The organism is Candidatus Neomarinimicrobiota bacterium, from assembly GCA_041154365.1.
Lineage (GTDB): Bacteria > Fidelibacterota > Fidelibacteria > Fidelibacterales > Fidelibacteraceae > Fidelibacter > Fidelibacter multiformis.
This window is the reverse complement of the sequence record AP035449.1, coordinates 1525858-1550227: the sequence shown is the minus strand read 5'-3', so window position 1 is coordinate 1550227 and position 24370 is coordinate 1525858. Positions and strand designations below refer to the sequence as shown.

18 protein-coding genes are annotated in these 24370 nt (G+C 43.9%); 13 read left to right on the top strand and 5 right to left on the bottom strand.

What is annotated here, in order from left to right; all coding sequences use genetic code 11:
* The first annotated feature begins 4 nt into the window (after positions 1-4).
* From strainIA91_RS06710 to strainIA91_RS06695, 4 genes are all read left to right on the top strand, one after another.
* Entirely contained in the window at positions 5-1060 is a 1056-nt protein-coding gene (locus strainIA91_RS06710; RefSeq protein WP_400166012.1) for a hypothetical protein, read from the top strand.
* 25 nt (positions 1061-1085) lie between these two features.
* Complete coding sequence (gene polA / locus strainIA91_RS06705) at positions 1086-3797, top strand: DNA polymerase I (RefSeq protein ID WP_400166011.1); 2712 nt, start codon at positions 1086-1088, stop codon at positions 3795-3797.
* The gene (gene nadB, locus strainIA91_RS06700) at positions 3784-5370 is read left to right on the top strand and encodes an L-aspartate oxidase (RefSeq protein ID WP_400166010.1); all 1587 of its coding nucleotides are present in this window, start codon (positions 3784-3786) and stop codon (positions 5368-5370) included. Before polA ends, nadB begins: the two co-directional genes overlap by 14 nt.
* Before the next feature lie 72 nt (positions 5371-5442).
* Positions 5443-5994, top strand: coding sequence for a YceI family protein (locus strainIA91_RS06695; RefSeq protein ID WP_400166009.1), 552 nt, complete (start codon positions 5443-5445; stop codon positions 5992-5994).
* Positions 5995-5998: 4 nt separating this feature from the next.
* Here the strand turns inward: strainIA91_RS06695 and strainIA91_RS06690 are convergent, their stop codons facing one another.
* The gene (locus strainIA91_RS06690) at positions 5999-6325 is read right to left on the bottom strand and encodes a hypothetical protein (RefSeq protein ID WP_400166008.1); all 327 of its coding nucleotides are present in this window, start codon (positions 6323-6325) and stop codon (positions 5999-6001) included.
* A 177-nt stretch (positions 6326-6502) separates the two neighbouring features.
* On the opposite strand from strainIA91_RS06690, the gene strainIA91_RS06685 reads away from it, so the two are divergent.
* From strainIA91_RS06685 to strainIA91_RS06645, 9 genes are all read left to right on the top strand, one after another.
* On the top strand, positions 6503-7816 hold the full coding sequence (locus tag strainIA91_RS06685) for an aconitase family protein (protein WP_400166007.1): 1314 nt from the start codon (positions 6503-6505) through the stop codon (positions 7814-7816).
* A 27-nt stretch (positions 7817-7843) separates the two neighbouring features.
* Positions 7844-8917 carry a glucose-1-phosphate thymidylyltransferase gene (locus strainIA91_RS06680; RefSeq protein ID WP_400166006.1) on the top strand — a complete coding sequence of 358 codons (1074 nt, stop codon included), beginning with the start codon at positions 7844-7846 and terminating at the stop codon, positions 8915-8917.
* Between the two features lie 12 nt (positions 8918-8929).
* On the top strand, positions 8930-10228 hold the full coding sequence (gene mtaB / locus strainIA91_RS06675; RefSeq protein ID WP_400166005.1) for a tRNA (N(6)-L-threonylcarbamoyladenosine(37)-C(2))-methylthiotransferase MtaB: 1299 nt from the start codon (positions 8930-8932) through the stop codon (positions 10226-10228).
* Positions 10225-10860: a deoxynucleoside kinase gene (locus strainIA91_RS06670; RefSeq protein WP_400166004.1), complete on the top strand. Its 636-nt coding sequence runs from the start codon at positions 10225-10227 to the stop codon at positions 10858-10860. Before mtaB ends, strainIA91_RS06670 begins: the two co-directional genes overlap by 4 nt.
* A 154-nt stretch (positions 10861-11014) precedes the next feature.
* A complete protein-coding gene (locus strainIA91_RS06665) occupies positions 11015-12085 on the top strand; it encodes a branched-chain amino acid aminotransferase (protein WP_400166003.1) in 1071 nt (356 codons plus the stop codon).
* Positions 12072-12557 carry a hypothetical protein gene (locus tag strainIA91_RS06660; protein ID WP_400166002.1) on the top strand — a complete coding sequence of 162 codons (486 nt, stop codon included), beginning with the start codon at positions 12072-12074 and terminating at the stop codon, positions 12555-12557. Before strainIA91_RS06665 ends, strainIA91_RS06660 begins: the two co-directional genes overlap by 14 nt.
* A gap of 56 nt (positions 12558-12613) precedes the next feature.
* A complete protein-coding gene (locus tag strainIA91_RS06655) occupies positions 12614-13366 on the top strand; it encodes a LamG-like jellyroll fold domain-containing protein (RefSeq protein WP_400166001.1) in 753 nt (250 codons plus the stop codon).
* Positions 13367-13375: 9 nt separating this feature from the next.
* Positions 13376-15457, top strand: coding sequence for a 2Fe-2S iron-sulfur cluster-binding protein (locus strainIA91_RS06650; RefSeq protein WP_400166000.1), 2082 nt, complete (start codon positions 13376-13378; stop codon positions 15455-15457).
* Positions 15444-16592, top strand: a complete 1149-nt coding sequence (locus strainIA91_RS06645) for an NAD(P)/FAD-dependent oxidoreductase (protein ID WP_400165999.1) — start codon at positions 15444-15446, stop codon at positions 16590-16592. Before strainIA91_RS06650 ends, strainIA91_RS06645 begins: the two co-directional genes overlap by 14 nt.
* 203 nt (positions 16593-16795) lie before the next feature.
* Here strainIA91_RS06645 and strainIA91_RS06640 read toward each other — a convergent pair whose 3' ends face one another.
* The 4 genes from strainIA91_RS06640 to bamA all read right to left on the bottom strand — a co-directional run bounded on the left by strainIA91_RS06640 (position 16796) and on the right by bamA (position 24364).
* Positions 16796-17155, bottom strand: coding sequence for a response regulator (locus strainIA91_RS06640; RefSeq protein WP_400165998.1), 360 nt, complete (start codon positions 17153-17155; stop codon positions 16796-16798).
* Positions 17156-17217: 62 nt separating this feature from the next.
* The gene (locus strainIA91_RS06635; protein WP_400165997.1) at positions 17218-18708 is read right to left on the bottom strand and encodes a glycoside hydrolase family 10 protein; all 1491 of its coding nucleotides are present in this window, start codon (positions 18706-18708) and stop codon (positions 17218-17220) included.
* A 9-nt stretch (positions 18709-18717) separates the two neighbouring features.
* Positions 18718-22545, bottom strand: a complete 3828-nt coding sequence (locus tag strainIA91_RS06630) for a translocation/assembly module TamB domain-containing protein (protein WP_400165996.1) — start codon at positions 22543-22545, stop codon at positions 18718-18720.
* A 1-nt stretch (position 22546) separates the two neighbouring features.
* Positions 22547-24364 (bottom strand): outer membrane protein assembly factor BamA, encoded by a 1818-nt coding sequence (bamA, locus tag strainIA91_RS06625; RefSeq protein ID WP_400165995.1) that lies wholly within the window; start codon positions 24362-24364, stop codon positions 22547-22549.
* Positions 24365-24370: the final 6 nt, after the last annotated feature.

Here is a 24370-nt window from a genome sequence, read left to right as displayed (position 1 = left end):
TTTTATGAACGTTGCTTCATTTTCCTACCAGGGGAATCATTCAGCCTTCAAAGAGGAAATCCTCTCGTTGACGGATATTGTCAATGCTTATTTTAAAACAAAAGTCACGGTCGAATTTTATACAGATCAGAAAAAAAATATTGATACCACAACATCTCTTCTGACGGAAGAATTTTTTCAAAAATCGGTCCGGACCTATAAAGCTGTATTCACAGACCAGATGGATGATAAAAGGATGAAAAACAGCGGCCGGATCCGTCTCAGACTATTTCATGCCATGAATTATGATCTGGCCATACGGCCGGTAATCATGTACCATGAGAGTACATCTTCCCTGAAAGGCATACAAGTCCCCGATGTCCGACTGTATCTGTGCCGTGAAACGCGCCTCCGTCCTGTAAGTTTAAACCGGGATACCCATTATCCTGACAGGGACTTTGAAGTGATTTCTGATCAGAGTTTCTATCCGGTATCCTATATGAAAAAAGTTCTTTCGTGTTTTTTTGAACTGGCGGAAAAAAAACATGCCGAGGATGTTGTGATGGTGCTGCCGGTTGCCATAAAAAGCAGCATCTTTAAAAAATGGGCGGTGCTGTTTGATACATTAGCCAAAGAATCCAAAATGCCTTCGCTGATTCTCACAGTTCAGGAATTCTGGAAATCTTTTACGGAAACACCTAAAAAATTCCGGTGGATCTTTGCCCCGGATCCATTGGGTGACATGCTATTCTATTCCCTGAATATGCTTCTGAATAAAGGTTTCTTTTCCTGTTACGCCCTGATGACCGATGAGAATAAATTTTATATTGAGAATATCACTGAATTCTACAAAGGTGTTCTGAATTATCGCTCTCCCCTGAATGTGTACCATGCCCTGGCCATGTTATATGACCTTCTGGATATGGTGATACCGGCACGGGTATTGCGCAGGGGTATTTATGAAGCCATGGATAAAGGATGGCTGACACCAGAATTGGATGGTACCATGAGCCGGACGGCCGTTTCGGGATTATATACCTCCTTTGTGGACAGGGAATTGTCCGAAAATGTCCGGACTTAATCTTTAAGCTGACAGGAGTATTTTCATGACACCCCAAAAACGTCTCTTCCTGATTGATGGAATGGCGTTGGCATACAGAGCACATTTTGCTTTTATCCGCAATCCACTGCTAACCAGCGACGGTAGGCATGTCAGTGCGGCGTATGGCTTTACGAAGTCAGTTCTTAAACTTATCAGGGATGAAAAACCGGAGTATCTGGCCGTCGTTTTCGATGCCAAAGAAAAAACATTCAGACATGAAAAATATCCCGAATACAAGGCGACACGGGAAAAAATGCCTTTTGAAATGCGTCCACAGATTCCCTGGATCCGGGAGATTATGGAAGCCATGAATATTCCCGTTTTTGTGAAATCCGGATTTGAGGCCGATGATGTCATTGGCACCCTGGCTGTTCAGGCGCAGGAGAAGGGACTGGACACCTATATGGTATCGGGAGATAAGGATTTTATGCAATTGGTGAATGATCATATCTTTCTCTATTCACCGGCTGTGGGCAATAAGGATTTGGTGGTGTATACCTGTGATGAAGTGAAAAAAAAATGGGATGTTGGGCCGGAGCGGATTGTGGATCTCCTTTCGCTCATGGGGGATTCCTCTGATAACATTCCAGGTATTCCGGGAATTGGTGAAAAAACAGCCGTAAAGCTTATTAAAAAATATGGTTCTTTTGATCTTGTTCTGGAAAAAGGTCAGGAAGAAAGTAATGCCCGAATCCGAAAAGGCATTGAAGAACACAGGGAATCCGGCCTTTTAAGCCGGGAATTGGTGACCATCAAAACAGACGTTCCGGTGGAATTGGACCTTGATACCTTTCAGTTTACCGGATTCAATGAAGATGCATTACGTAAAACACTGGAAAAAATGGAGTTTTATGCCCTGATCAACGAATTGCAGTTGGGTGAATCCCATGAAGATGTAGAACAAAATTACCGGGTATTGGATACACGAAAATCTCTGGACGATTTTATCCAAAAAATCTCTGGTGAAAAGGCTTTTGCCTTCGACACGGAAACGGATCATATTGATGCCAACCGGGCAAACCTGGTAGGGGTTTCACTGAGTTATCAAGCCGGTCAGGCAGTGTATATTCCCTTAAGGTTTCTGAATAAAGAAAACGAACTTTTTGATACACAGGATGATGTGGTTTATGTCCTGAGCCAATTGAAACCCCTGTTGGAAAATGATAATGTGTTGAAGGTAGGGCATAATATAAAATATGATTTGCTGGTTCTTAAAAAATATGGAGTAGAAGGGAAAGGCCCCCTCTTTGATACCATGATTGCGGAATATCTTCTGAATCCTGATATGACTTCATATAAACTGGATCATTTGGCGCAACGGTATCTCAATTACAAAATGCAGTCTATAGAAGAACTCATCGGAGACAAAAAGTCCAAACAAATCACCATGGATAAAGTCTCCCTGGAAAAAGCCGGTTTTTACGCCGCCGAGGATGCGGATATCACCTGGAAATTGTATAAGATTCTGGAAGAAAAGATCCACAAGGAGAAACTGGATAAAATTTTTCATGATATTGAAATTCCCCTCGTTCATGTCCTGACCCGTATGGAAGATAACGGGGTATATCTGGATGTGGAATTTTTAAAAAACATGGAGGGAGAGGTCCGTGACGAGCTGTCAAAAATTACAGAAAAAATTTACGATCTGGCGGGAGAGCGATTCAATCTAAATTCTCCCAAACAGCTGGGATATATTCTTTTTGAAAAGTTAAAATATCCGGTGGTAAAGAAGACGAAAACCGGATATTCGACAGATGTGACCGTATTGGAAACGCTGAAGAAAGAGTATCCCATAGCAAAGCATCTTTTGGAGTACCGGACCCTCAGCAAATTACAATCCACCTATATTGAAACACTGCCGAAGCAGGTTAATCCAAGGACCGGACGGGTACACACGTCATTTAACCAGACTGTCGCGGCAACAGGCCGGTTGAGCAGTACGGACCCGAATTTCCAAAATATCCCCATTCGGACTCCTTTGGGACGGCGGATTCGAAAGGCTTTTATTGCTCAGGATAAGGGCTGGAAGATTCTGTCAGCGGATTACAGCCAGGTGGAATTACGCATCATGGCCCATCTTTCAGGGGATGAAAGATTGATTCAGGCTTTTTTGGAGGATGCCGATGTCCATGCCCGTACAGCTGCTCTGGTTTTTGGCGTATCGGAAAAAGAGATCACAGAAGACATGCGGCGGAAGGCTAAAGTTGTGAATTTCGGCATCATGTATGGAGCAGGTCCTTTCAGAATGTCCAATGAACTGGATATGAGCCGACAGGATGCGGCAGCCCTGATCAAAGCCTATTTTGATACATATCCCGGTGTGGAAAAATATGTGGAAAACATCAAGAAAGAAGCGGCTGAGACGGGGATGGTCCGCACCTTGCTGGGGCGGTACCGTCAGGTGCCGGATATCCGGAGTGAAAACCGGAACCTTCGGGATGCTGCAGAACGGATGGCCATCAATATGCCTGTCCAGGGAACGGCTGCGGATCTGATTAAACTGGCCATGATCCGGGTTGATGCCGATATGCAAAAGAAGACGTTAAAATCCAGGATGATTTTACAGGTCCATGATGAACTCGTGTTTGAAACGGCACCTGACGAAGAGGATGTACTCTGCGATCTGGTGAAAAAAGATATGGAATCGGCAATGGAATTGGATGTTCCTTTGAAAGTGGACATTGGCATAGGAGACAGTTGGTTTGAAGCGCATTAAAACAGATTATCTTGTCATCGGCAGTGGTATTGCCGGATTGACCTTTGCTTTGAAAGTTGCAGACCACGGAACCGTGGCCATTTTAACAAAAAAAACGGCGGGAGAAAGTAATACCCGGTATGCCCAGGGTGGCATCGCTGCCGTCACATCGGAAGATGATCAATTTGAATACCATTTCAGGGATACTTTAAAAGCCGGTGCCGATCTGTGCCATGAAGATGCTGTGCGGATTCTTGTAAATGAAGGTCCTGACAGGATTAAAGATTTGGTCTCATGGGGAGTGAAATTTTCACGAGATGATGCAAAAAATCTGGATCTTGCCCGTGAGGGCGGACACCGGGTAAAACGAATCCTTCATGCATCAGATATGACGGGAGACGAAATCGAAAAAACCCTTCTGGATAAAGCCGTCAATCACCCAAATGTCCAAATATTCGAGAATTATACGGCTATTGACCTGATTACCGAACATCAGGTTTTGGATAATCTTCAGTTTGCTTTTAATGTGTGTTTTGGCGTATATGCCCTCAATAATGTGACCTGTGAAGTGGAAGCTTTCAGGGCAGATTATATATTGATGGCAGGAGGAGGGGCATCCAGGGTTTACCTGCATACAACGAATCCTGAAATTGCTACAGGTGATGGCATTGCCATGGCGTACCGGGCAGGGACGAAAATTGCCAACATGGAATTTATCCAGTTTCATCCTACGGCACTCTATGATCCGGAGCATGAGCCGTTTCTGATCTCCGAGGCCTTGCGCGGTTTTGGAGGCATCTTGAGAAATGGCCGGGGCGAACGGTTTATGACCAAATACGATGAAGCAAAAGAGCTGGCTCCACGGGATATTGTCGCCCGTGCCATTGACAGTGAAATGAAACAAAGCGGGGAGAAATGTGTGTTTCTGGATATGACCGGACTCCCGGCAACCGACGTAAAAAACAGATTCCCCAATATTTACCGGCACTGCAAAAAGTATCTGGATCTGGACATCACACGTAACATGATTCCTGTGGTACCGGCGGCGCACTATGTTTGCGGCGGAATAATGACCAATCTGAACGGACAAACCTCGATGCATAATCTTCTGGCCAGCGGAGAAAATGCCCATACCGGCGTTCACGGAGCCAACCGGCTTGCATCCAACAGCCTGCTGGAAGCTGTCGTCTTCAGTCATCGTGCTGCCATGAAAGTATTGCAAAAACCCGGTCCCCAATTTAAAGTAACGATTCCCGACTGGGATGACTCAGGTGTGGAAAATGATGAGGAATGGGGAGTACTCAGACACAATCGCATTGAAATTCAAACCATAATGTGGGATTATGTGGGGATTGTCCGTTCAAAAAATCATCTGATCCGGGCCATGCGTCGGATCAATTTACTGTATGATGAAATTGAAGATTATTATAAACGGACCCGTGTGTCCAAAGGACTTCTGGAATTGCGGAATATGACCACTATCGCTTATCTGATTACCCGGTCTGCCCTGAGCCGGGAAGAAAGCCGCGGACTCCATTACAGGACGGATTTTCCCCGGAAACAGGAAAAGTTTCATAAGGATACGGTGATTTAATTCTCATATTATGTTTTTGTAACTTTGTTTTTATGAAAAGCTCTTAGTTTTTAATCTATAAAGGGATATGACATGAAATACATAAAAATAATTCTGATGGTTTTTCTGTTTTTAAGAACTCTGGCAGATGCGAGTGAGTATATCATGAACGAATCTGTCGGGTGGGTGAAGGGGAGCGCTTCTACGCCGACCCATGAATTCCCTGTTGTTATTACCCGTTTTCAGGTGTTTGTGGATTCGGTAGATGCTGATAATCAACGAACACTTCGGGTTACCATTCCAGTCGAAGGTATTACCACAGAACACGAACGCAGGGATGAGCATATGTTTTCCGGAGTCTTGCTGAAGGATGAGTTCCCCAGGATTAACTATCATGCGGTAAGCAATCTGACAGAACCCCGTGAAGGTCCCTTTACCCTGGAGGGTGTATTGACCGTGCAGGGTATATCAAAACCCTATACAATTCAGGGAGAGATCAGCCAGGATGGAGATAATTGGATAGCCCGGGCTGATTTTATCATTCTCATGTCAGACTTTAACCTTTCAAGACCCGGTTTCGGTCCTATGAAAGTACGGGATGAAATAAAGATGAGTCTTTTTATGAAATCACAGATAGAAAAATAATTGATTATTCTTCCGTAAAATCTTCATCAAAATAACAGGCAGCAATCTCGTCTGAAATGGTTTTTAATAGATTGTACACGAACATGGGATCTTCCGAAGGGGACAGTTTTTCGACTTCCTTCGCGAAATCATTGAGAACCATATCCGGATTGTCTGTCAGTGTTTCGGGAAGATTGATTTTGTATTCCAACTCAATGGCATAAAGAATATGTGTCAACGATAGTTCGTCTATATCACCATCAATCAGATCCTGAAACGTGGCAGATCCGTCATATTCCCCTTCGGGAAAAATATCATTCAGCATGTTTTGTATGAATTCCAAAACTTTCATGAAGCCTCCTTTTTGGCTGAGTGTACACGAGTCTGGGATGAATTCCAACTAAAAACTCTTCGTCAGGACACAACTCTCCACTCATAACTCCAACTCTCAACTCTCAACTCTCCACTCTCAACTCTGATTGATTTACATTTAAAATATCGGTACTTTAAACCCAAGGAGGATTCATACATGCCACAGACACTGATACAGAAAATATTATCCAGAAAAACCGGTCATACTGATCAGCATGCCGGAGATTTGATCCGCATTCAACCTGAATTGCTACTGGCTTCCAATGATAGTATCAACAGCGTTATCCAGAAATTTTATCAAAGCGGGATGAAAACCGTACCTTGCCCGGATAAAGTCATTTTGGTGAATAATGCTTCACCCATCGAATCGGTTCACCAATCCCGTGATACCTCCCATTTCCAGGAGTTTGTTCATCACCACCGGATTCAAACCTATTATGAATTGGGGCGCAGCGGGTGTCCTTCCAATGTGGTGATAAATCAGGGACACATTGTTCCCGGGTTGCTTACTGTATCTGCAGAGCCCCATTTCGCCGAATTGGGTGTCATGGGCGCTTTTCCTGTCCTTGCGTCAGACCACGAAATGGCTCTCTCCCTTGCCACCGGTGAGTTATGGATTCAGGTACCTCCCAGTGCCCGTTTCCGTTTCAGTGGAACTCTGGGAAATTGGGTGACGGGGACCGATATCGGTTTGCATATACTGAAAAATTATGAATTACCCGATAACCACAAATGTGTCCTGGAATTTTCCGGTGAAGGGCTGGCTGAACTCCCTCTTCATGAACGTTTCAATCTGGCCAATGTCCTTGCATCCTTCGGATACGATTATATTCTGTTTGAAGCAGATACAGAAGTGTTGGAATATTTAAATCAACGGACGGATCAGGAAGCCTTTTTTGATCAACCCGATGAAAAAGCAGATTATATCAAAGATAATGAAATTAACCTCACAGCCGTATCTCCAATGATAGCCCTGGCCATCGATGGAAAAGAGACTCAGATCCTTCCGGTAGACTCTCTGACTGATGAATCTGTCCATAAAATTATGGCAGGAGCCCAGGGATCCGGACGTTTTGAGGATTTCCAAATCGGCCTGAAACTTATGCGGTATAACCCGGTGAACCCTGCAGTACAGATGATGATTATGCCATCAGATACCATGGTCTACAGTGACTTGATCAATAATGGATTGGCAGGTATTTTTCTGGATCTGGGTTGCGAAATTTATCCTTCTTCCTTCTTTAAAGTACTCAAGGAAGGCCTGGGTATCTTTACAAAAGTCGTTCATGTGATGACCACATCACCGGCTCTTTTCCAATCAGCCTGTCATACGGAAGGGCATCATGTGTATCTTGGCAGTATCCTGACCAATTTTGCAGCGGCAGTAAACGGGAGCATTATTCATCCCAAAGCATTAGAGATGAAACTCCATCAAGTGGCCTCCCATTCCCACAATGAAGATTCCCATTGAGATGATAACCCAAAACAGGAATGTGACATGAAACTCAGAAAAGCCCTGATCACAGCAGGAGGCAAAGGGACACGTCTGCGTCCCATTACCTACGTTCATAACAAACATCTCATTCCGCTGGTGAATAAACCTATGTTGCAGTATGCCATTGAATACGTGGCTTCAGCCGGGATAAAAGAGATCGGGATTATCACCAATCCGGATTTTGAAGACCTGGAAAAGGCCTTTGGAAATGGGAAGATGTTTGGTGTGCGCCTGACATATATTCCTCAGGAAGCGCCGCTGGGACTCGCCCATGCGGTGATTACCGGAGAATCCTTTTTAAAGGGAGAACCTTTTGTGTATTACCTGGGGGATAATATTCTCAGAGGGGGGATACAACAATTTCTGAATGCCTTTCATGAAAACAAATCAGATTGTCATCTGGTATTATCCAAAGTTCGGGATCCCCAGCGTTTTGGTGTCCCTCAAATTGTCGACAAGCGCATTATATCCATTGAAGAAAAACCGGAAAAGCCAAAGAGCGACTATGCTGTAACAGGCATTTATCTGTATAACGAATCAATTTATGAGGCCGTTCATGCCATTCAACCCAGTCCCCGGGGCGAGCTGGAAATTTCAGATGCCCATCAATATCTGATCGAGCACAACCGGAAAGTCACATACTCAGAAATCACCGGCTGGTGGAAAGATACAGGCAAACCCGAGGATCTGCTTGAAGCCAACCGGATGCTTCTTCAGGATGTTCAAAATCATCATTCCGGTTATTCCGATGACAAATCGGTTCTGGCCGGACAGGTCTTTTTATCAGAAGGCAGTGTCGTAGAAAACAGTATTATCCGGGGCCCTGTGCATATTGGAAAAAATTGCCGTATTCTAAACAGTTACCTGGGTCCCTATACCTGTATTGGGAACGGATGTGAAATTTTGAATTCTGAAATTGAATATTCGATTCTCATGGATGATGCTGCCATCCGGGATGTGGATATCCGGATTGAGAGCAGTATTTTGGGAAAGTCTGCCGTCATTCGAAAAACCGAAGGTATACCTGCAAATCACCGCTTTATCATCGGGGACCAAAGTCAGGTTCAGATTCGCTGACAGGATGATCTCTTGACACAGAAAACCGTATCATTCCATACATTAGGATGTAAACTTAATCAGGCGGAAACAGACGCTTTGAGAACCGCTTTTACAGAGCAGGGGTGGAAGGTTGTCCCTTTTAGGCAGATAGCAGATGTGACGGTGATTAATTCATGTACCGTGACAAACCAGGCAGACAGAAAAACCCGTAGTGCGATTTATCAGGCAGTGAAAGCATCACCTCAGGGAAAAATTGCCGTCATCGGATGCCTGCCCCAGGTGGCGGCAGAGAGCGTTTCACGTATTGAGGGTGTGGATTTGATTTTGGGAAACCGGGATAAATTCAGAATCTTCGAATTTCTGCATGAATTACCGTCCCTGCCTGAAAGTCCGGTGATCTGCATCAGTGATGAAGATCAGGATATCTACCCGGAAAACATTTTTATCAGCAGTACAGGAAACCGAAACCGGGCCTTTGTAAAGATTCAGGAAGGGTGTGCCAATTATTGCACATTTTGTGTGATTCCTTATGCCCGGGGCAAGCCGGTGAGCAGATCCTTTCACGATGCAATAGAAGAGACAAGAAAACTGGTTACAGAGCACCACTACAAAGAGATAGTTCTCACAGGTATCGATATCGGAGCCTACCGGGATGGGTCCCATGATTTACTGGATCTGATTCAGGCTCTGGAAAGGATCGACGGACTTTTACGAATCCGGATATCATCTATCGAAATGAATACTCTTACAGATGCTTTGATTGATTATATTGCCGATTCACGGATCACAGCTCCACACTTTCATCTGTCCCTTCAGGCGGGTTCAGATCCTATCCTCAAGGCGATGAACCGCAAATATACCTGTCAGGAATTTGCTCATAAGGTGGCGTACATCCGTGATAAAATCCCCCTGGCATCCATTGGAACGGATATTATTACCGGTTTCCCCGGTGAGACAGAAGCTCTTTTTCAGGAGACGTATCGTTTTATTGAAACCCTAAAATTCAGTTATCTCCACATTTTCCGTTTTTCACCGAAAAAGGGTACACCGGCAGCAATCATGAAAAATCAGGTGTCAGAAAGTGAAAAAATCAGACGAAGCCGGATTCTTCGTGCACTGGACAAACGGCTCCGTTTTCTCTATGCCTCCCAGTTTCAAGGAAAAACAGTCCGTGTTTTATGGGAATCGGAAAACGAGAAGGGTGCAAAAGGTTTTAATGAATATTATATTCAAACTCTCACGGGTAAACATCAGGCAAAGCTGAACGAGATGAATGATGTGAACATTGATTCTGTAGATGGAGACATATTAAGAGGACACATTCTGTGAAACCTTCTTTTATCGGAATTGCGGGAAATATCGGTGTTGGAAAAACCACCTTCACCCGGATGCTATGTGATTATTATGACTGGGAACCCCATTTTGAGGTGGTAGTGGATAACCCTTATCTCTCTGATTTTTATGCAGATATGAAAAAATGGAGCTTCCACCTGCAAATCTTTTTTCTTGGCAAGCGCTTTAAAGTCCAAAAGAAAATTCAAAATTTGACGCAAACTATTGTTCAGGACCGGACTATCTATGAAGACGCCATGATTTTTGCTAAAAGTATTCATGAATTCGGGAACATGAGCAACCGGGACTGGGATTGCTATCGGGAGATATTCTATGAAATGACATCTTATCTGAAAAAACCGGATTTGATTGTGTACCTTCAGGCGTCTACCGATTCCCTCTTATCCCGGATCCGGAAAAGAGGAAGGGATTATGAACAATCTATCGATCCCGAATATCTTCATTTATTAAATATTCATTACGATAATTGGATCCGTTCCCTGCAGAAGAGTGGTGAAATCAATACGCTGGTTATACCGACTGACCATAAAGATTTTGTCACCGACGAAGCATTCCGTGTGGAATCTTTCCAGTCCATCTATACATTTTTGGAAAATTCCAAAAAATGAGAAAAATTTCCTGAATAAATAGAATTTTTTCCTGAAATTGGGGTTTATGCTTTGGTAAATTCCTTTTGAGGATTAAATGAATGGGCAATTGCCCGTTTGGTTCGGAATTTGCATATTATCTGGTACGTTAAACCCATAAGAAGGTGAGGGAAATATGAAAATTGAAAAGGCTAAAACATCGCGAAAAGGATCGATTAATTATTCAAACCTTGGTTTTGGAAAATATTTTTCCGATCACATGCTGATTCTGGATTACAAAAACAAAACGTGGGAAGAGCCAAAGATTGTTCCCTATCAGCCTATGAGTATCGAGCCGGCAAATATTACCCTGCATTATGGACAATGTGTCTTTGAAGGGCAAAAAGCTTTTATGGGGATTGACGGAAAGGTTCGGTTGTTCAGGCTGGATAGCCATTACCGGCGTCTGGTGAATTCATCCAGAAGGATGTTTATCCCCGAAGTTCCGGAAGATGTGTATAAAGAGGCGGTAAAAAGGCTTGTGGATTTGGACCGGGATCTGATTCCGACGGAATGGGGGACTTCCCTTTATTTGCGTCCCTTTATCATTGCCATGGACAATACACTGGGGCTCAAAGTATCTGAAACATACCGATTGATGGTGATTACCTCACCAGTAGCATCTTATTACGAGGAAGGATTGAATCCCATCCGTATCGAAGTAAACACCCAATTCAGCCGTGTAGTCAAAGGCGGACTGGGAGAGGTTAAAGCCGCTGCCAATTACGCAGCCAGTCTTTATGCTACACAGACGGCAAAACAGAGAGGATTTCCTCAGGTTTTATGGCTGGATGGCAAGGAACACAAATATGTGGATGAAGTAGGTACCATGAATATCATGTTCGTGATTGACGGGACCCTGATCACGCCTTCTCTGGACGAAGGTACCATTTTGCCGGGTATTACACGGGACAGTGTACTGAAAATCGCACGGGAATGGGGCTGGCCTGTGGAAGAACGACGGATTGCATTCAACGAAGTGGTAGATGCCTATAAACGGGGTGTGCTTGAAGAGGTCTTTGGAACAGGAACAGCTGCCATTATTTCTCCCGTCGGTGAACTCCATTATGAAGGAGAAGCCATGGTAGTAAATGACCGGAAAATCGGACCCAAATCACAAAAACTCTATGATACCATCACAGGTATCCAATATGGAAAATTAGACGATAAATTCGGATGGCTTACCGTCATTGATGACGAAAAATAATTATTCTCTCTGGTGGGCAAAGGGGGTAAGAATCTGCCTGATACTTGGGCTGATTCTTTTCCTTCTTTTGATAACGGCATCAGAAGCAGACAGCGAGGAAGCCGGATGCCTTTCTATTGTATGTGATGCCGATAATATCCCCCTTTATATCAATGGATCCTATACAGGTAAATCACCTCTTCCCGTAGAATGTAATGTGGCTCCCGGAAATTATCTGATCACGTTTTTTCCACCTGTATCAGATAAGAAAATCAAATATCTGGACCGGGAAACCTATCTTGACATCCTGTATCGTTCATCCCGGGAATGCAGGGTTTTTCCTGGTGATACGGCGATGGTCATGATGGCATGGCAGCCTGTGATGCTTGAACTTGCTCATCTGGACAAAGAGTATCAACGTACCCGGTGGACACTTATGGGGGTATCGGGTTTGATTCTCCTGGCAGCAGCCGGGTTATGGGTCGTCTTATGATGTTGAAGTTGTCAAATAATAGAAACATTTTTTCTTTTTTATCCATGTTACTGGTTATGACTGTAATTTTCCTTTTGTTTGCCTGTGATGAACCCGAAACTGCGTATCATTCGATTGTGCTATCCGGTAATGAAAGCATTCTGATGGGGCCACATGACAGCTTGAAGATCCTGAATGACGGAACCTGGTGTGTTGAAATCTTTTTTTCCCTGGATACGCTTATTTTCCCTGAAAACCGGACTCTGTTGTCTGTCGTTCAGGGATCTCAAACGGTTCTTTCTGTATCCTTGCTCAGAGATTCTGTGTCATACTGGCATCTTTTATCCCCGTCAGACACACTCATCAGAGCTGTTGTTACAGATCCGGTATGGAATGACCAATTCTATTTGATGGCTTTGAATTTGAACTATGATGAATCCCGGATAGAACTCTGGTTCGATAGTACACGTATTGGAACTTCATCATCCTACTTTACAGCCATTCCCGATTCAGGGGATCAGATGTCCTTTGAGATCGGGCAGGATGCACTGGATCCAAACTCCCTTGGTTGGACCGGGCTCATCGATGAATGCCGGTTATGGGACAAAGCCCTCCATTCCGAGCTCATATCTTTTCATCGGTTCAATCCTTCCAAGTTGACAGTCCATTTTGATCAGGAGGAGGGTGATGCCGGATTGATGGGTATCTGGCGCTTTAATACCAATTCCGGTTTGTTGATTCCGGATGAGGGACGCTACGGCATAGACGCACTGATTCAATCTCCTTCGGGAACTATCCCACGAAGCACAAACCATACACGCCCACTTTGAGGACTTTTTATGCAACATCGCATCCGAAAACACCCCATTTTACCCATTCCTGATAAAGTTGAAATGGTTTCATTTACATGTAACGGCAAATCCTATCAGGGAGTGAAAGGGGAGCCTGTTGCATCGGCATTGATTGCCAATGGTTTTCATGTATTATCCCGGCATCCCAAAGATCATGCAGCCAAAGGAATCTACTGTGCCAACGGCCAGTGCTCTCATTGCACCGTGATCATCAACGGAAAGCCACAAAAATCCTGTGTGACGCCCCTGGAAGAAAATATGTCCGTACGATTACTGGACGACCTTCCTGAAATCCCGAATGACACCATGGCATATCATGGGACATTGCAGAAAGAGTATACGTGTGATGTGCTGGTGATCGGAGGGGGGCCGTCCGGACTCACAGGTGCCCTTGAATGCGCTGAAATGGGTTATTCTGTGCTTATCGCTGAAGACAAGACCCGCCTGGGAGGCAAATTATTGCTTCAAACCCACAAATTCTTTGGTTCTGTTGAAGATTGTTATGCAGGAACCCGGGGTATTGATATTGCACGGATTCTCTCGGAAAAAGTCCAAAACCATCCCAATATAAAGATTCTGTTGAATTCTCCCATTGTGGCAATATATGAGGATGGCTATGCCGGGGTTTTTGCAGAGAACAAACACTATGGCAGAATTGCTTTCAGGGGACTCATGATCAGTGCAGGTGCCAGGGAACGCTCTTTGGTTTTTCCCGGGAATGATCTCCCGGGTGTGTATGGCGCAGGGGCCTTTCAGACTCTGGTGAACCGGGATCTGGTTTTGGCGTCAAAGCGGATTTTCATTGTTGGCAGTGGCAATGTAGGACTCATTGCAGCCTATCATGCCCTGCAGGCTGGTATTGAAGTCGCCGGAATTTGTGATATCCTTCCGGAAGTGACAGGTTATAAAGTCCACGCCGACAAAATCAGGCGGATGGGGGTTCCCATCTGGCTGAATCATACCATTTTATCGGCTGAGGGGAAGGATGTTTTGGAAAATATCACCATTGCACAGGTGGACAAATCGTTTCGACCTTTGCTGGATACGGGAAAAACGTTTCAGGTGGATACACTTTTAATTGCCGCCGGGCTTACATCTATTGATGAATATTATGATGTGGCGGAACGTTATGGATTTCCCGCTGTCAAAGCCGGGGATGCCGGTGAAATTGCTGAAGCCTCATCAGCCATGTTTGGAGGCAGACTGGCTGCCCGTGAATTATCCCGCCAGATGGGAAAAGAGATGCCGGTCCAGGAAGAGTGGTATCGGAAAGCTGAACTTTTAAAAAGCAAACCGGGAAAAATATGGAATCATCAAAAAATCCAGCTGAAAGCAACATTTCAACCGGTGATTCGTTGTAGCCAGGAAATTCCCTGCAATCCCTGTGTGACATCCTGTCCTGTGAATGCAATTCGCCTGAACCCCCGTCGTCACGATTTAATGGATATTCCTGAATATATCGGCGGATGTACAGGATGTGGGAAATGTGTGTCCATTTGCCCCGGACTGGCTATTGTGTTGGTCCGGAAAATAAGTGAAAAACAAGCTGAAGTCGTTTTGCCCTTTGAATTTATCCCGGATTTTTCTGAAGGGTCACACATACCCTTGATGGATATGGATAGTCAAGATGTTGGTGATGGGGAAGTCCAGAGAATCCGCTATGACAAAAAGACAAAAACTTACCTGATTCATGTCGTTGTTCCCCTGGAAAGAGCCTTAACTGTTGCAGGAATACGTGTCCAGAACCCGGAAGTGACAAAATATTTGCCAAATCCGGCTCCTGAATACTTTCCAGAAAATGCCCTGGTTTGTCAATGTGAAAGGGTAACCGCCGGTGAATTGATCCAATTCATCCGAGAACATCAGGTCAGGGATATGAACCATTTGAAAGTTCTCAGGGCGGGAATGGGAGCCTGTGGAGGGAAAAACTGTACTGTACACTATCCGGCTCTGTTTAAACAAGCGGGTGTAGATCCCCTGGATGTTGTACCAGTTAAATACAGACCCTTAAGTGTCGAATTACCTCTGAAATCGATAGTGAATGAAGAAGATCCCCATGAAAAAATATGATGTAGTTATTATAGGTGCAGGAAGCATAGGCGTCCCTTTAAGTTTTTATCTCTCCCGGAAGGGGTTAAAAATTGCTGTCATCGAAAAGAATCATTCTGTGGGAAGAGGGCAGAACCGGGCAGCTATCGGCGGTATCAGGGCTACACACTCTGACCCGGCAAAAATTCACATTTGTAAACGCAGCCTGGAAATTGTAAGCTGTTTTAAAGAGAATTACGGGTATGATATCAGCTGGTTTCAAGGAGGATACCTTTTTCCTGTTTATACTCAAAAGGATGAAATTGCCCTGAAAGATCTTTTAACAATCCAACATGAGCACGATCTGAATATTTATTGGGCGGGAAAGGAAGAGGTGGAATCAAGGGTTCCCGGTATTTACTCTAAAGGTTTAAGAGGGGGGACCTTTTCTCCGGAGGATGGTTCTGCCAGCCCCCTGAAGCTTATCGATGCATATACCTGTCTTGCCAGGGATTCGGGTGTTGACTTTTTCTTTAATGAATCCGTCGGGAATTTTGAAAGAAATAATCGAAATATCCATGCCGTAAAAACAAATAAAGACACATACACGGCAGGTATTTTTGTTGATGCCAGCGGGGCGGATTCCAGGGAGCTGAATGCATCATTGGGACTGGATGTTCCGGTTTTTCCCGATTCTCATGAAGGAGGTATCACAGAACCGGTAAAACGTTTTTTTGAACCCATGATTGTGGATATTCGTCCCGGAAAAGGATCTTCAAATTTCTATTTTTATCAGAATGATGAGGGCCAGGTTGTTTTTTGTATAACACCTGAGCCACCTATTAAAGGTAAAGATTGTGAGAACACGTCCGAATTTCTCCCCATGGTTTCCCGGCGGATGGTTGAACTCTATCCCCGTCTGAGACACCTGAGAGTAAGAAGAATCTGGCGCGGACTCTATCCCATGACCCCCGATGGCTTTCCTCTGGTGGGATGGGCACCGGGGTTTGATAATTATTTCCTTCTGGCCGGCATGTGTGGGCAAGGGTTTATGCTGGGACCCGGCCTTGGAGCGATCACTGCGGAAATTTTTACTGGAGAGACAGCAGCGTATGACCACATTCTGGATCAATTAAGGCCTGACAGGAGTTTTAACCAGAGTGAACTGCTAAAATAAAATGGTTTTTAAGAATATTACTATATAGGAATAATTTTATCTCTATGCCCCCCCGGGGGTAAAATAACGCCGTAAGTGGTAAAATGCAAAATAATATTAATAATCATATATTAAATGATAGAGAGTTCCCATTTTGTCTGTCAAACTAAATAGTAAAAAAGCCGGAATACTCCGGCTCTTTTTGAAAGGTTTTCCAAAATATATTATTTAAAAGCTGATTCAATGATTTCTTTTAAACGGTATTCTTCAAAGGGTTTAATAAGATACCCCAGGGGATTGGTTTCCGTTGCTTTATCAATGGTGGCTTTGTTTGCATAAGCCGTGATATAAATCACCGGGATGGGTTTTTTCTTGTTGATGATGTGAACAGCCTCAATACCATTCATCTTTCCCCGGAGCATAATATCCATGAGAATTAAATCCGGTTTGATCTCATCCAGATGCTCAAGAAGATCTTCTGCTGCCGTAACAGTGATAACTTCATCATAGCCCCACGATTTGAGCGTGAGCTGTAAATCATCAGCTATTATTCTCTCGTCTTCTACAATTACGATCTTTTTCATGATAATTTTTCCGTGCTTATAAAGAAAATATTATCATATACCGGCTTTTTGCAAGCATTTTTTTATTCCCTGAAGGAGATAATCCGACTTAATGGACTTTCAACCCATGCTTTGTTGAGTGCAGACAGAGCGATATGGGTATCCTGGTTCCTGACTTTCAGTTCTGCGGTATTCGCCCCTGGTAATGTGACCATCCTGAGATGATGTGATGACAGTGAATCGATTTCAGGTCCTTCAGCCACAAAAATATTGTACCGCTGCCATTGGTCAGTTGTATTTTCCCATTGAATCCGGATTTTGTTGTGATCCGGCATATCGACGGTAATATTTTCAGGTAAAACAGGTTCCTGAACATTCAGCCAGGGCATGGGTGGAATATTTGCAGGTGTGGCAAATTCTTTAAAACCTAGGTCACTCCAGTGTCCTTCAATGCTTCCGGCATCAAAAAAGACAAAGCCTGGAAACTCTTTTGCACGCATGTCCCTGATTTGACCCAGGGTTTCATCCCAGGTGTGAGGTTTCTCATCTGTATTGTAACGATAACTCCCCATACCGGGAAAGCAGTATCTTTCGAAGGTGTTTTTACGCCATTCCTCACTTCGTTTCATAAAAGGCTGAATGGGATGAGTCCTTTCCCAATAAATCATGGGAGCCAGAAAATCGACTTTCCCCATTTCCGCCCAGCGACGTCCATCCTGAAAAACGGCATGATAGCCATTCCAACCTCCAACATCGTAACTGCCAATGGTAGCGGCGGACATTTTAATTGCCGGATCCATTTCATGGATTGCGTTGTACATCTTGTAGACAAATTGGTTCAGCTGCTCACGCTGCCAGTCTTCCCATTCAAGGTTATAAGGATTCCCTTTTTCTGAATCCTGAAACAGGCTGACACTGATTGAATCGTGGGAATAACCATTATCAATGCTTCCTTCGGGATAACGGATATAATCGAAATGAATTCCGTCAATATCATACCGGCTGACGATATCCTTTGCCAGGGTGATCAGGTAATCATGGACCTGAGGAATTCCAGGTGAAAAAGAAACATAATGATTCGTCAAAGGCTGGGGTGTTCCGGATGTATCACAGACAAGCCACTCAGGATGGGCAAGATAGGGGGAGAGAGGGTTTGTCTCTTTAGGAGGTTCGGTCCCCCGCCATACAGGAAATGTATTAATCCAGGCGTGGAGTTCCAGACCCCTGCTGTGTGCCTTCTTTACAGCATATTCCAGGGGATCCCAACCCGGATCTTTTCCGAATTCACCTGTCAGATGTTCACCCCAGGGTTCGATATCTGATGTGTAATAAGCATCTCCATTCCCACGGACCTGAAAAAGGATAATATTAAAATTGGCATCAGCCGCTTTGTCTATGACAGAACTGATGTGAAGTTTGATCGAATCCTGATCATGGGTCTTTGTAGAGTTGCAATATTCAAACCGGGAATACCAGACAGCCCTGGCTTCTTTGACCGGGGCTTCAATCCTGCCGCCACAGGATGCCATGAGTGCAAAAAGCACCGTCAGCAACATAAGTTGTTTTACTTTCATTTCTGTCTCCTATCGTTTTGTAAATTTCCAGATGATATCAAATCCTGTGGATTGTTCATCTCCCCGTGTAGCCTGGATGAAAATGTTCCGGTTGAGTTCATATTCAGCAGATACTTTATCGGGGACAATCTCACGTGTTTGTCCTAATATAAAAGCCTTTTCATAACTGACAAAGAGTTTATCCGTAATGTATTTTCCGATGTATACCGACGCCTCTTTCCAGTCCTCACCACCGGCAAATTCCACAACATCCAGATCAAGCCTGTTTCCTAGTTCATGGGTCAGTTGAGAACCCAACTGACGAGCAATCAATGATTTTGCCAATCCTGATTCTGTCTGTTTCCGGACCTCATTTTGCTGACTACCCGTGATTTCCCGGCTGTTTCGGCCGAATAAAAGATAAGACACGGCATCTGCTTCAGATATTTCTTCATCATTTAAAAGAAATGTGATTTCCGGTGTGGCCATTCTTCCATTTACTTTGATGCTTAGGGTTTGCTGTATTCTGTAAGCGTCTCTGAAACGGTGATCTATCGTGAAGTTTAACAAAGGATTTATTTCGGTTCCACCATCAAATGTTACTTTCCCTTCTTTAAATAAAAATTTTTGGCCATAAAATGTGTATGTTCCCCGGAGGGTGCTTATGGAACCTGTCAGTTCAAAATCGGATCCATTCTGAATCAAATTGACATCTCCGGATATTTCCAGATTCATGCTCTGACTTCGAATCCATGTATTCCTGGGAATGATGATGCGAAGTTTTCCACTGAGATGATTCATAAATGGGGTTGGTTTGGACCTCCGGTAAACACTGTAGGAGGTATCAGTTTCCTGTTGTTGCGCCTGGATAAGGAGGGGGGCATTCGGATGATGTGTACCAGATGTATAAGCCTGCAGAGCATCCAAATTGATACGCCCCCGGGGTATTGTTACCGTTCCGTTAAAGTTTGCATTTTTCGGTGTTCCCTCAATAACGGCATTTAAATCTGTCAAAATGTAGAGGTCCCGACTGCCTGCCGCTTTGAAATTTTTTCCTTCTGCCTTCAATATGTAATTTTGTACCCCACTATATAAAGATCTTCCAAGAATCGTTTTTCCTGTAAACACGAGTTGACCATCACCTCCTTGGATATAAAATTCATTGAGTGTTGCCACCGTATCCTGAAGGGACATGTTCAATCGGATCTGGGGATACGACAATCCCACAGCTGGTATGGTCAGGCGACCTTTATGCAGGGAAATATCTCCCGATATGTCCGGATTCTCTAAGGTATTTTGAATCCTGATGCCGGCGTTCAGGCGTCCTTCTGCCACACCAATCTGTTTGCTGAATGTTTTCAGAAATGACAGATCAACATTCTCAATACTCATATCAATGTCCACCGGTTGATGACCGGGAATTCTGGCTTTCCCTGAATCCGGTAAGATCATGAAAGGAATCTTAACCGATCCTGCCAGGGTTTCTTCCTCTTGTTTTTGAATGAAAAATGAAGATGACAGATACGTGTCCATGAGTTTGAGATGCATATCTCCCTTTTCAAAAGACAAGCTGTCCATACGGAAAGGTGAAACCATTGCATCCAAATGAATTACCGGATTGTAAAGGGTTCCTTCCATCCATAAAGATGCTGTAAGTAAACCATGAATCGGATATGGCAGGTTGATGAGTGTATCCAGGATAGAGAGATCAAAGGATTCAAGATTAAAAGAGAATGAACTGTTATTTTTGAAATTATCCTGGATTTTTCCCTCTGTTTTCAGAATCCCCTGTCCACTTTGAAGGGATATTTTGTCAATTTCCATAACCTGGTCCGACAGAATGATTTTTCCTTCTTTGTGCATGGTCTCGGCTTCCAACGGTCCAAGTCGGAAATAAAGATTGTTTAGACCAATGCTGAGAACTGAATCCTGAAGCACCCTGGCTTCCAGAAGCAGTTCAATGTTTTCAGATTGGGCGGTCAGACGATTTGTGAAATCCCGGGTATTTCCCTGGCTTTTCCATTGAACCTTATCCAGTGTGATAGTATTCAGGGTTAATGTATCCCCGGTGAGTATTACATTCCCGAAAAGACTGCCCCGATCATACCCGAGAGATACCGGACCGCTTAAATAATCCATGGAAAGGGTTTGATACTGGATATTTTTCAGATTGAGGGCTGATTCAAGGGATAATCGGGGATATGTACCGGAAAGATCTCCACGAATCGTACCCTCAGCATTCAAGGGAACGGCACCGGTCAGCTTTCCAAGTGGATCCAGGTCTTTTATTTCAAACAGATATTGAAGTGTAGTCTTTCCCTTCAAACCAGCTATCCCTGTAATATCTGCCGATACCATAGAATTCCGGACAGCTCCCCGGTGCAGGGTGAGCATGCTGTCCTGATATGTGATGTCAACGTTTACTGTATCCAGATCAATATTTGCTATGTGGGATTTATATCCCAGTAATGAGAGATTGACAGTCGAATTTCTCCACCTATAGCCCGTCCCCTGAAGGTTCAGGCTCAGGTTGAGATCTGAATCTGGTATGATATCTGGAAAAAGTGAAGATGGATTGACATGGTTCATGTCCAGGCTCAGATGGTAATGGGGGTCGGAAAAGATGTGGGAAAATGTACCCATAAAAGAAATATCCCCAAATATACCTGTATAATTTCCCTTAACCTGTGCATGGTCAGAATTTTTTTGGATTTCAAAAAGACTTTTTTCAATGGGATATCCCTCGATTGTGGATCCGTCCATATTGCTTGTCAGCGTTGCAGAGAGGGTTTGGGGATCAAGTCCTGAGCCCTTTACAGCGATTTGCATATTCAAATCGGTCTGAATAGGAGATGCTGAAATCCAGTCTGCCAGGTTGATATTCTGAATGGCTATATCGGCCTGATAGTTTACTTCCGGCCGGAATGATTCGGCAGTGATATGAGCTGCGATCTGCTGATGTCCGTGTTTCATCTTTACATCAAGGAAACCCTTATTTCGTTGGGTTTTGAGTGTTAAAAATATATCCGGTAGAATCCGTACCGGAATGTCCGGCATAAAACCCCTGAATTCCTCCAGTTGGACAGGATCCCCTTTTAATAAAACTTTGGGTGGGATGGCTGATAGCGTATCATACTGTATCAAACCTGTCAGAAAGCTGTGAGTTGACCTTAATTGGAATGATCCCAACACAGATTCGTCTGCCTGACGGCTCCAGTGGAAAGACGACCTATTTAGGGTAAAATCCGGGGAGGATGTTTGAAAACTCAGATCTTTCACTGTAGCCTGCATTGAATCGTCGCTGAAAAACAATTCGGACCGGATCTGAAGATGGTGGATCTTTTCAGGAAGGAATGTCAGGTCTTGCTTGTTCGAAATGATGATATTGCCGTTTTCCAGGGAGAGCATATTGATGCGGAGACTTTTTAGAAAAGGTTTTGAATTTTTTTCAGGAAGCGTGTCAGCAGGTACTGGCAGAATGTTGAGAATATTCCAATCACCCTCATTATCTTGTGACAGTTGGATCCTGGGATTTTTCAGTTGAATGTTCCCGATCAGCAGATTCTTTTTCCATAATCCGGATAAACGGTAGGTCGCTCTTGCCTTTTCAAGAGAAATTAATGTGTCATTTGTGTGATGAATGAGGGTAAGATTTTGCATGGTAATTTCACGAAACAGATTCCCCTCCAGGTGGTCAATCGACACTTCCACATCTATCAGGGAATTTTCTGCCTGACGGATCATAAAATTTTTTAAAATGTTACGGAATGCACCTGTTTGAGTGAAAAGTAAGAGGATAAGGAGAATTGTTATCAATCCCAAAAAGAGACGGCTTATGATTTTAATCCATCGTTTCATTTCAGAATGCCTGCCCGAAACTCAGGTGAAACCGCAGTTGTCCATCCGGTTCATGTAAAGGGTAGGCGATATCAAAGCGTACCGGACCGATGGGAGTGTTATAGCGGATGCCCATTCCCGGCGACCAGGCAAGGGTATACACATTCATGCCATGGTATGAACTCCATACATTTCCGGTATCCATAAAAAGCGTGCCGTAGAAGGCATGGATGATCCGGTATCTTAGCTCCAGGGATGCCTCCAGGTAGCTGTTGCCGCCGACCGGAATACCTTTTTCATTTTCCGGGCCCAGTTCATTCCTGAGGAATCCCCGGACACTGTTGCTTCCTCCTGCATAGAACCGCTCTTCAATCGGTGTGGTTTTATCATTCATGATGTTTTTCATAATGCCTGTTTTTATCTTGCCGGCCAGTACCAAATGGTCGGTGAATCGCTGATATTTTCTGAATTCCGACAGACCTGAAAGGTAGTGATACCGGCTTCCTGGAAGTCCTGAAAAAGTGGTGATACACGATACATACCATCCCTGATCCGGAAAAAACAGGGGTGAAGCATAATCCGTGGAAAACCCCAGTGAGATTTTAGATTTGTTATAATAACTATAGTCCGGGATAAAGCTTTCAGTGACATCTTCATCCAGTTTCAATTGATTTCTCTCAAATGTGTAATTGACAAAAATCCGGGATTCAGGGGAAAGTCCCTGCTGAAAAGTCATACCGGTTCCCCATCGTTGCAGCTCATAAGCTTTTTCGATTTCTTTTCGTGCAAAGGGATTCAGAAAGAGGGTACTGTTCGGTGTAAAAAGAGCCGGTTGAGTAATTTTCAGATCAACATGATAGGGCTCCAGTCTGGAATATTTCAGATATAGGGTTGCATACCGGGCATGTCCAAAGAACGGTTGCCTTCGAAGGGTGGCAGATAATCGAAACCGCTCATCCAGACCGTAGCCGATGCCGGTTTTGACTGACCATCTGGGAAGCTCACGTACCTGAATATCGAGGATCAGTTTGCCAGCATTTGGATCTGGTCTTTGGCGAATGGATACATATTCAAAAACACCCAGTTGCTGGACCCGTTTCTGATTTTTTTCCAATGCCTCCTCGCGGAAAGTATCCCCCATGTCAATACTCAGTTGTTTCTTGATTATTTCAGGGCTGATATATTGATTCCCAAGGATTTGAATGTCATGAAACACCCCTTTTGGGCCGCTGTACACGATATATTCAACATCTGCCTGGTGATGGTTCAATGTAATCCGGTATTGAACTTCAGGAGATGGATATCCGTCGTTCATGAGAAGGCGTATGATTTCCCGGCGTTGTTCAAGAATCTCCTGATCCCGGAAACGGGTTCCTGTACGGAGGGGTAATTCATGTATTTGATGTTGTAAGAGTGAATCTATTGCTTTCTTGTCATCTCTCGTTTCAGTCATAAGGATGTACCGGATATCCTGAACGACCACTGGTTCATTTTCTTTTATATAAAATACAACGTCTATATCTTTTGTTTTTTTGAGGATTTTCTTTTCAAAACGAACTTGTGCTTTCAGAAATCCTTCTGTCTGGTAGAATCTCTCAAGCCGATCTGCTTCCTGATAGAGGTGCTCATCTGTATATCTTTCAGGTTCTTTCCAGAATAAAAGACGTTTGGGAAAGGAGTGGAGTTCAAGGTTAAGCTGTTTTTTCAAGATCGATTCAGAAAGGCTCTTATTTCCTTCAAAATATATTTTTTGGATTGCAAATTCATCCTGTCCGAATAAAACGGAAACATAGATAAGAAGCAGAAGAGATATGAAAAATTGTCTGATGGAGATCCTCATGTCATG

What these genes read in the sequence shown, in the direction of transcription:
- strainIA91_RS06660 (WP_400166002.1), top strand. Translation starts at nt 12,072, where the DNA reads ATGACGAAAAATAATTATTCTCTCTGGTGGGCAAAGGGGGTAAGAATC.
- strainIA91_RS06635 (WP_400165997.1), bottom strand. Translation starts at nt 18,708, where the DNA reads ATGAAAGTAAAACAACTTATGTTGCTGACGGTGCTTTTTGCACTCATG.
- strainIA91_RS06640 (WP_400165998.1), bottom strand. Translation starts at nt 17,155, where the DNA reads ATGAAAAAGATCGTAATTGTAGAAGACGAGAGAATAATAGCTGATGAT.
- strainIA91_RS06645 (WP_400165999.1), top strand. Translation starts at nt 15,444, where the DNA reads ATGAAAAAATATGATGTAGTTATTATAGGTGCAGGAAGCATAGGCGTC.
- strainIA91_RS06655 (WP_400166001.1), top strand. Translation starts at nt 12,614, where the DNA reads ATGACTGTAATTTTCCTTTTGTTTGCCTGTGATGAACCCGAAACTGCG.
- strainIA91_RS06665 (WP_400166003.1), top strand. Translation starts at nt 11,015, where the DNA reads ATGAAAATTGAAAAGGCTAAAACATCGCGAAAAGGATCGATTAATTAT.
- bamA (WP_400165995.1), bottom strand. Translation starts at nt 24,364, where the DNA reads ATGAGGATCTCCATCAGACAATTTTTCATATCTCTTCTGCTTCTTATC.
- strainIA91_RS06710 (WP_400166012.1), top strand. Translation starts at nt 5, where the DNA reads ATGAACGTTGCTTCATTTTCCTACCAGGGGAATCATTCAGCCTTCAAA.
- strainIA91_RS06690 (WP_400166008.1), bottom strand. Translation starts at nt 6,325, where the DNA reads ATGAAAGTTTTGGAATTCATACAAAACATGCTGAATGATATTTTTCCC.
- strainIA91_RS06630 (WP_400165996.1), bottom strand. Translation starts at nt 22,545, where the DNA reads ATGAAACGATGGATTAAAATCATAAGCCGTCTCTTTTTGGGATTGATA.
- strainIA91_RS06650 (WP_400166000.1), top strand. Translation starts at nt 13,376, where the DNA reads ATGCAACATCGCATCCGAAAACACCCCATTTTACCCATTCCTGATAAA.
- strainIA91_RS06695 (WP_400166009.1), top strand. Translation starts at nt 5,443, where the DNA reads ATGAAATACATAAAAATAATTCTGATGGTTTTTCTGTTTTTAAGAACT.
- strainIA91_RS06685 (WP_400166007.1), top strand. Translation starts at nt 6,503, where the DNA reads ATGCCACAGACACTGATACAGAAAATATTATCCAGAAAAACCGGTCAT.
- polA (WP_400166011.1), top strand. Translation starts at nt 1,086, where the DNA reads ATGACACCCCAAAAACGTCTCTTCCTGATTGATGGAATGGCGTTGGCA.
- strainIA91_RS06680 (WP_400166006.1), top strand. Translation starts at nt 7,844, where the DNA reads ATGAAACTCAGAAAAGCCCTGATCACAGCAGGAGGCAAAGGGACACGT.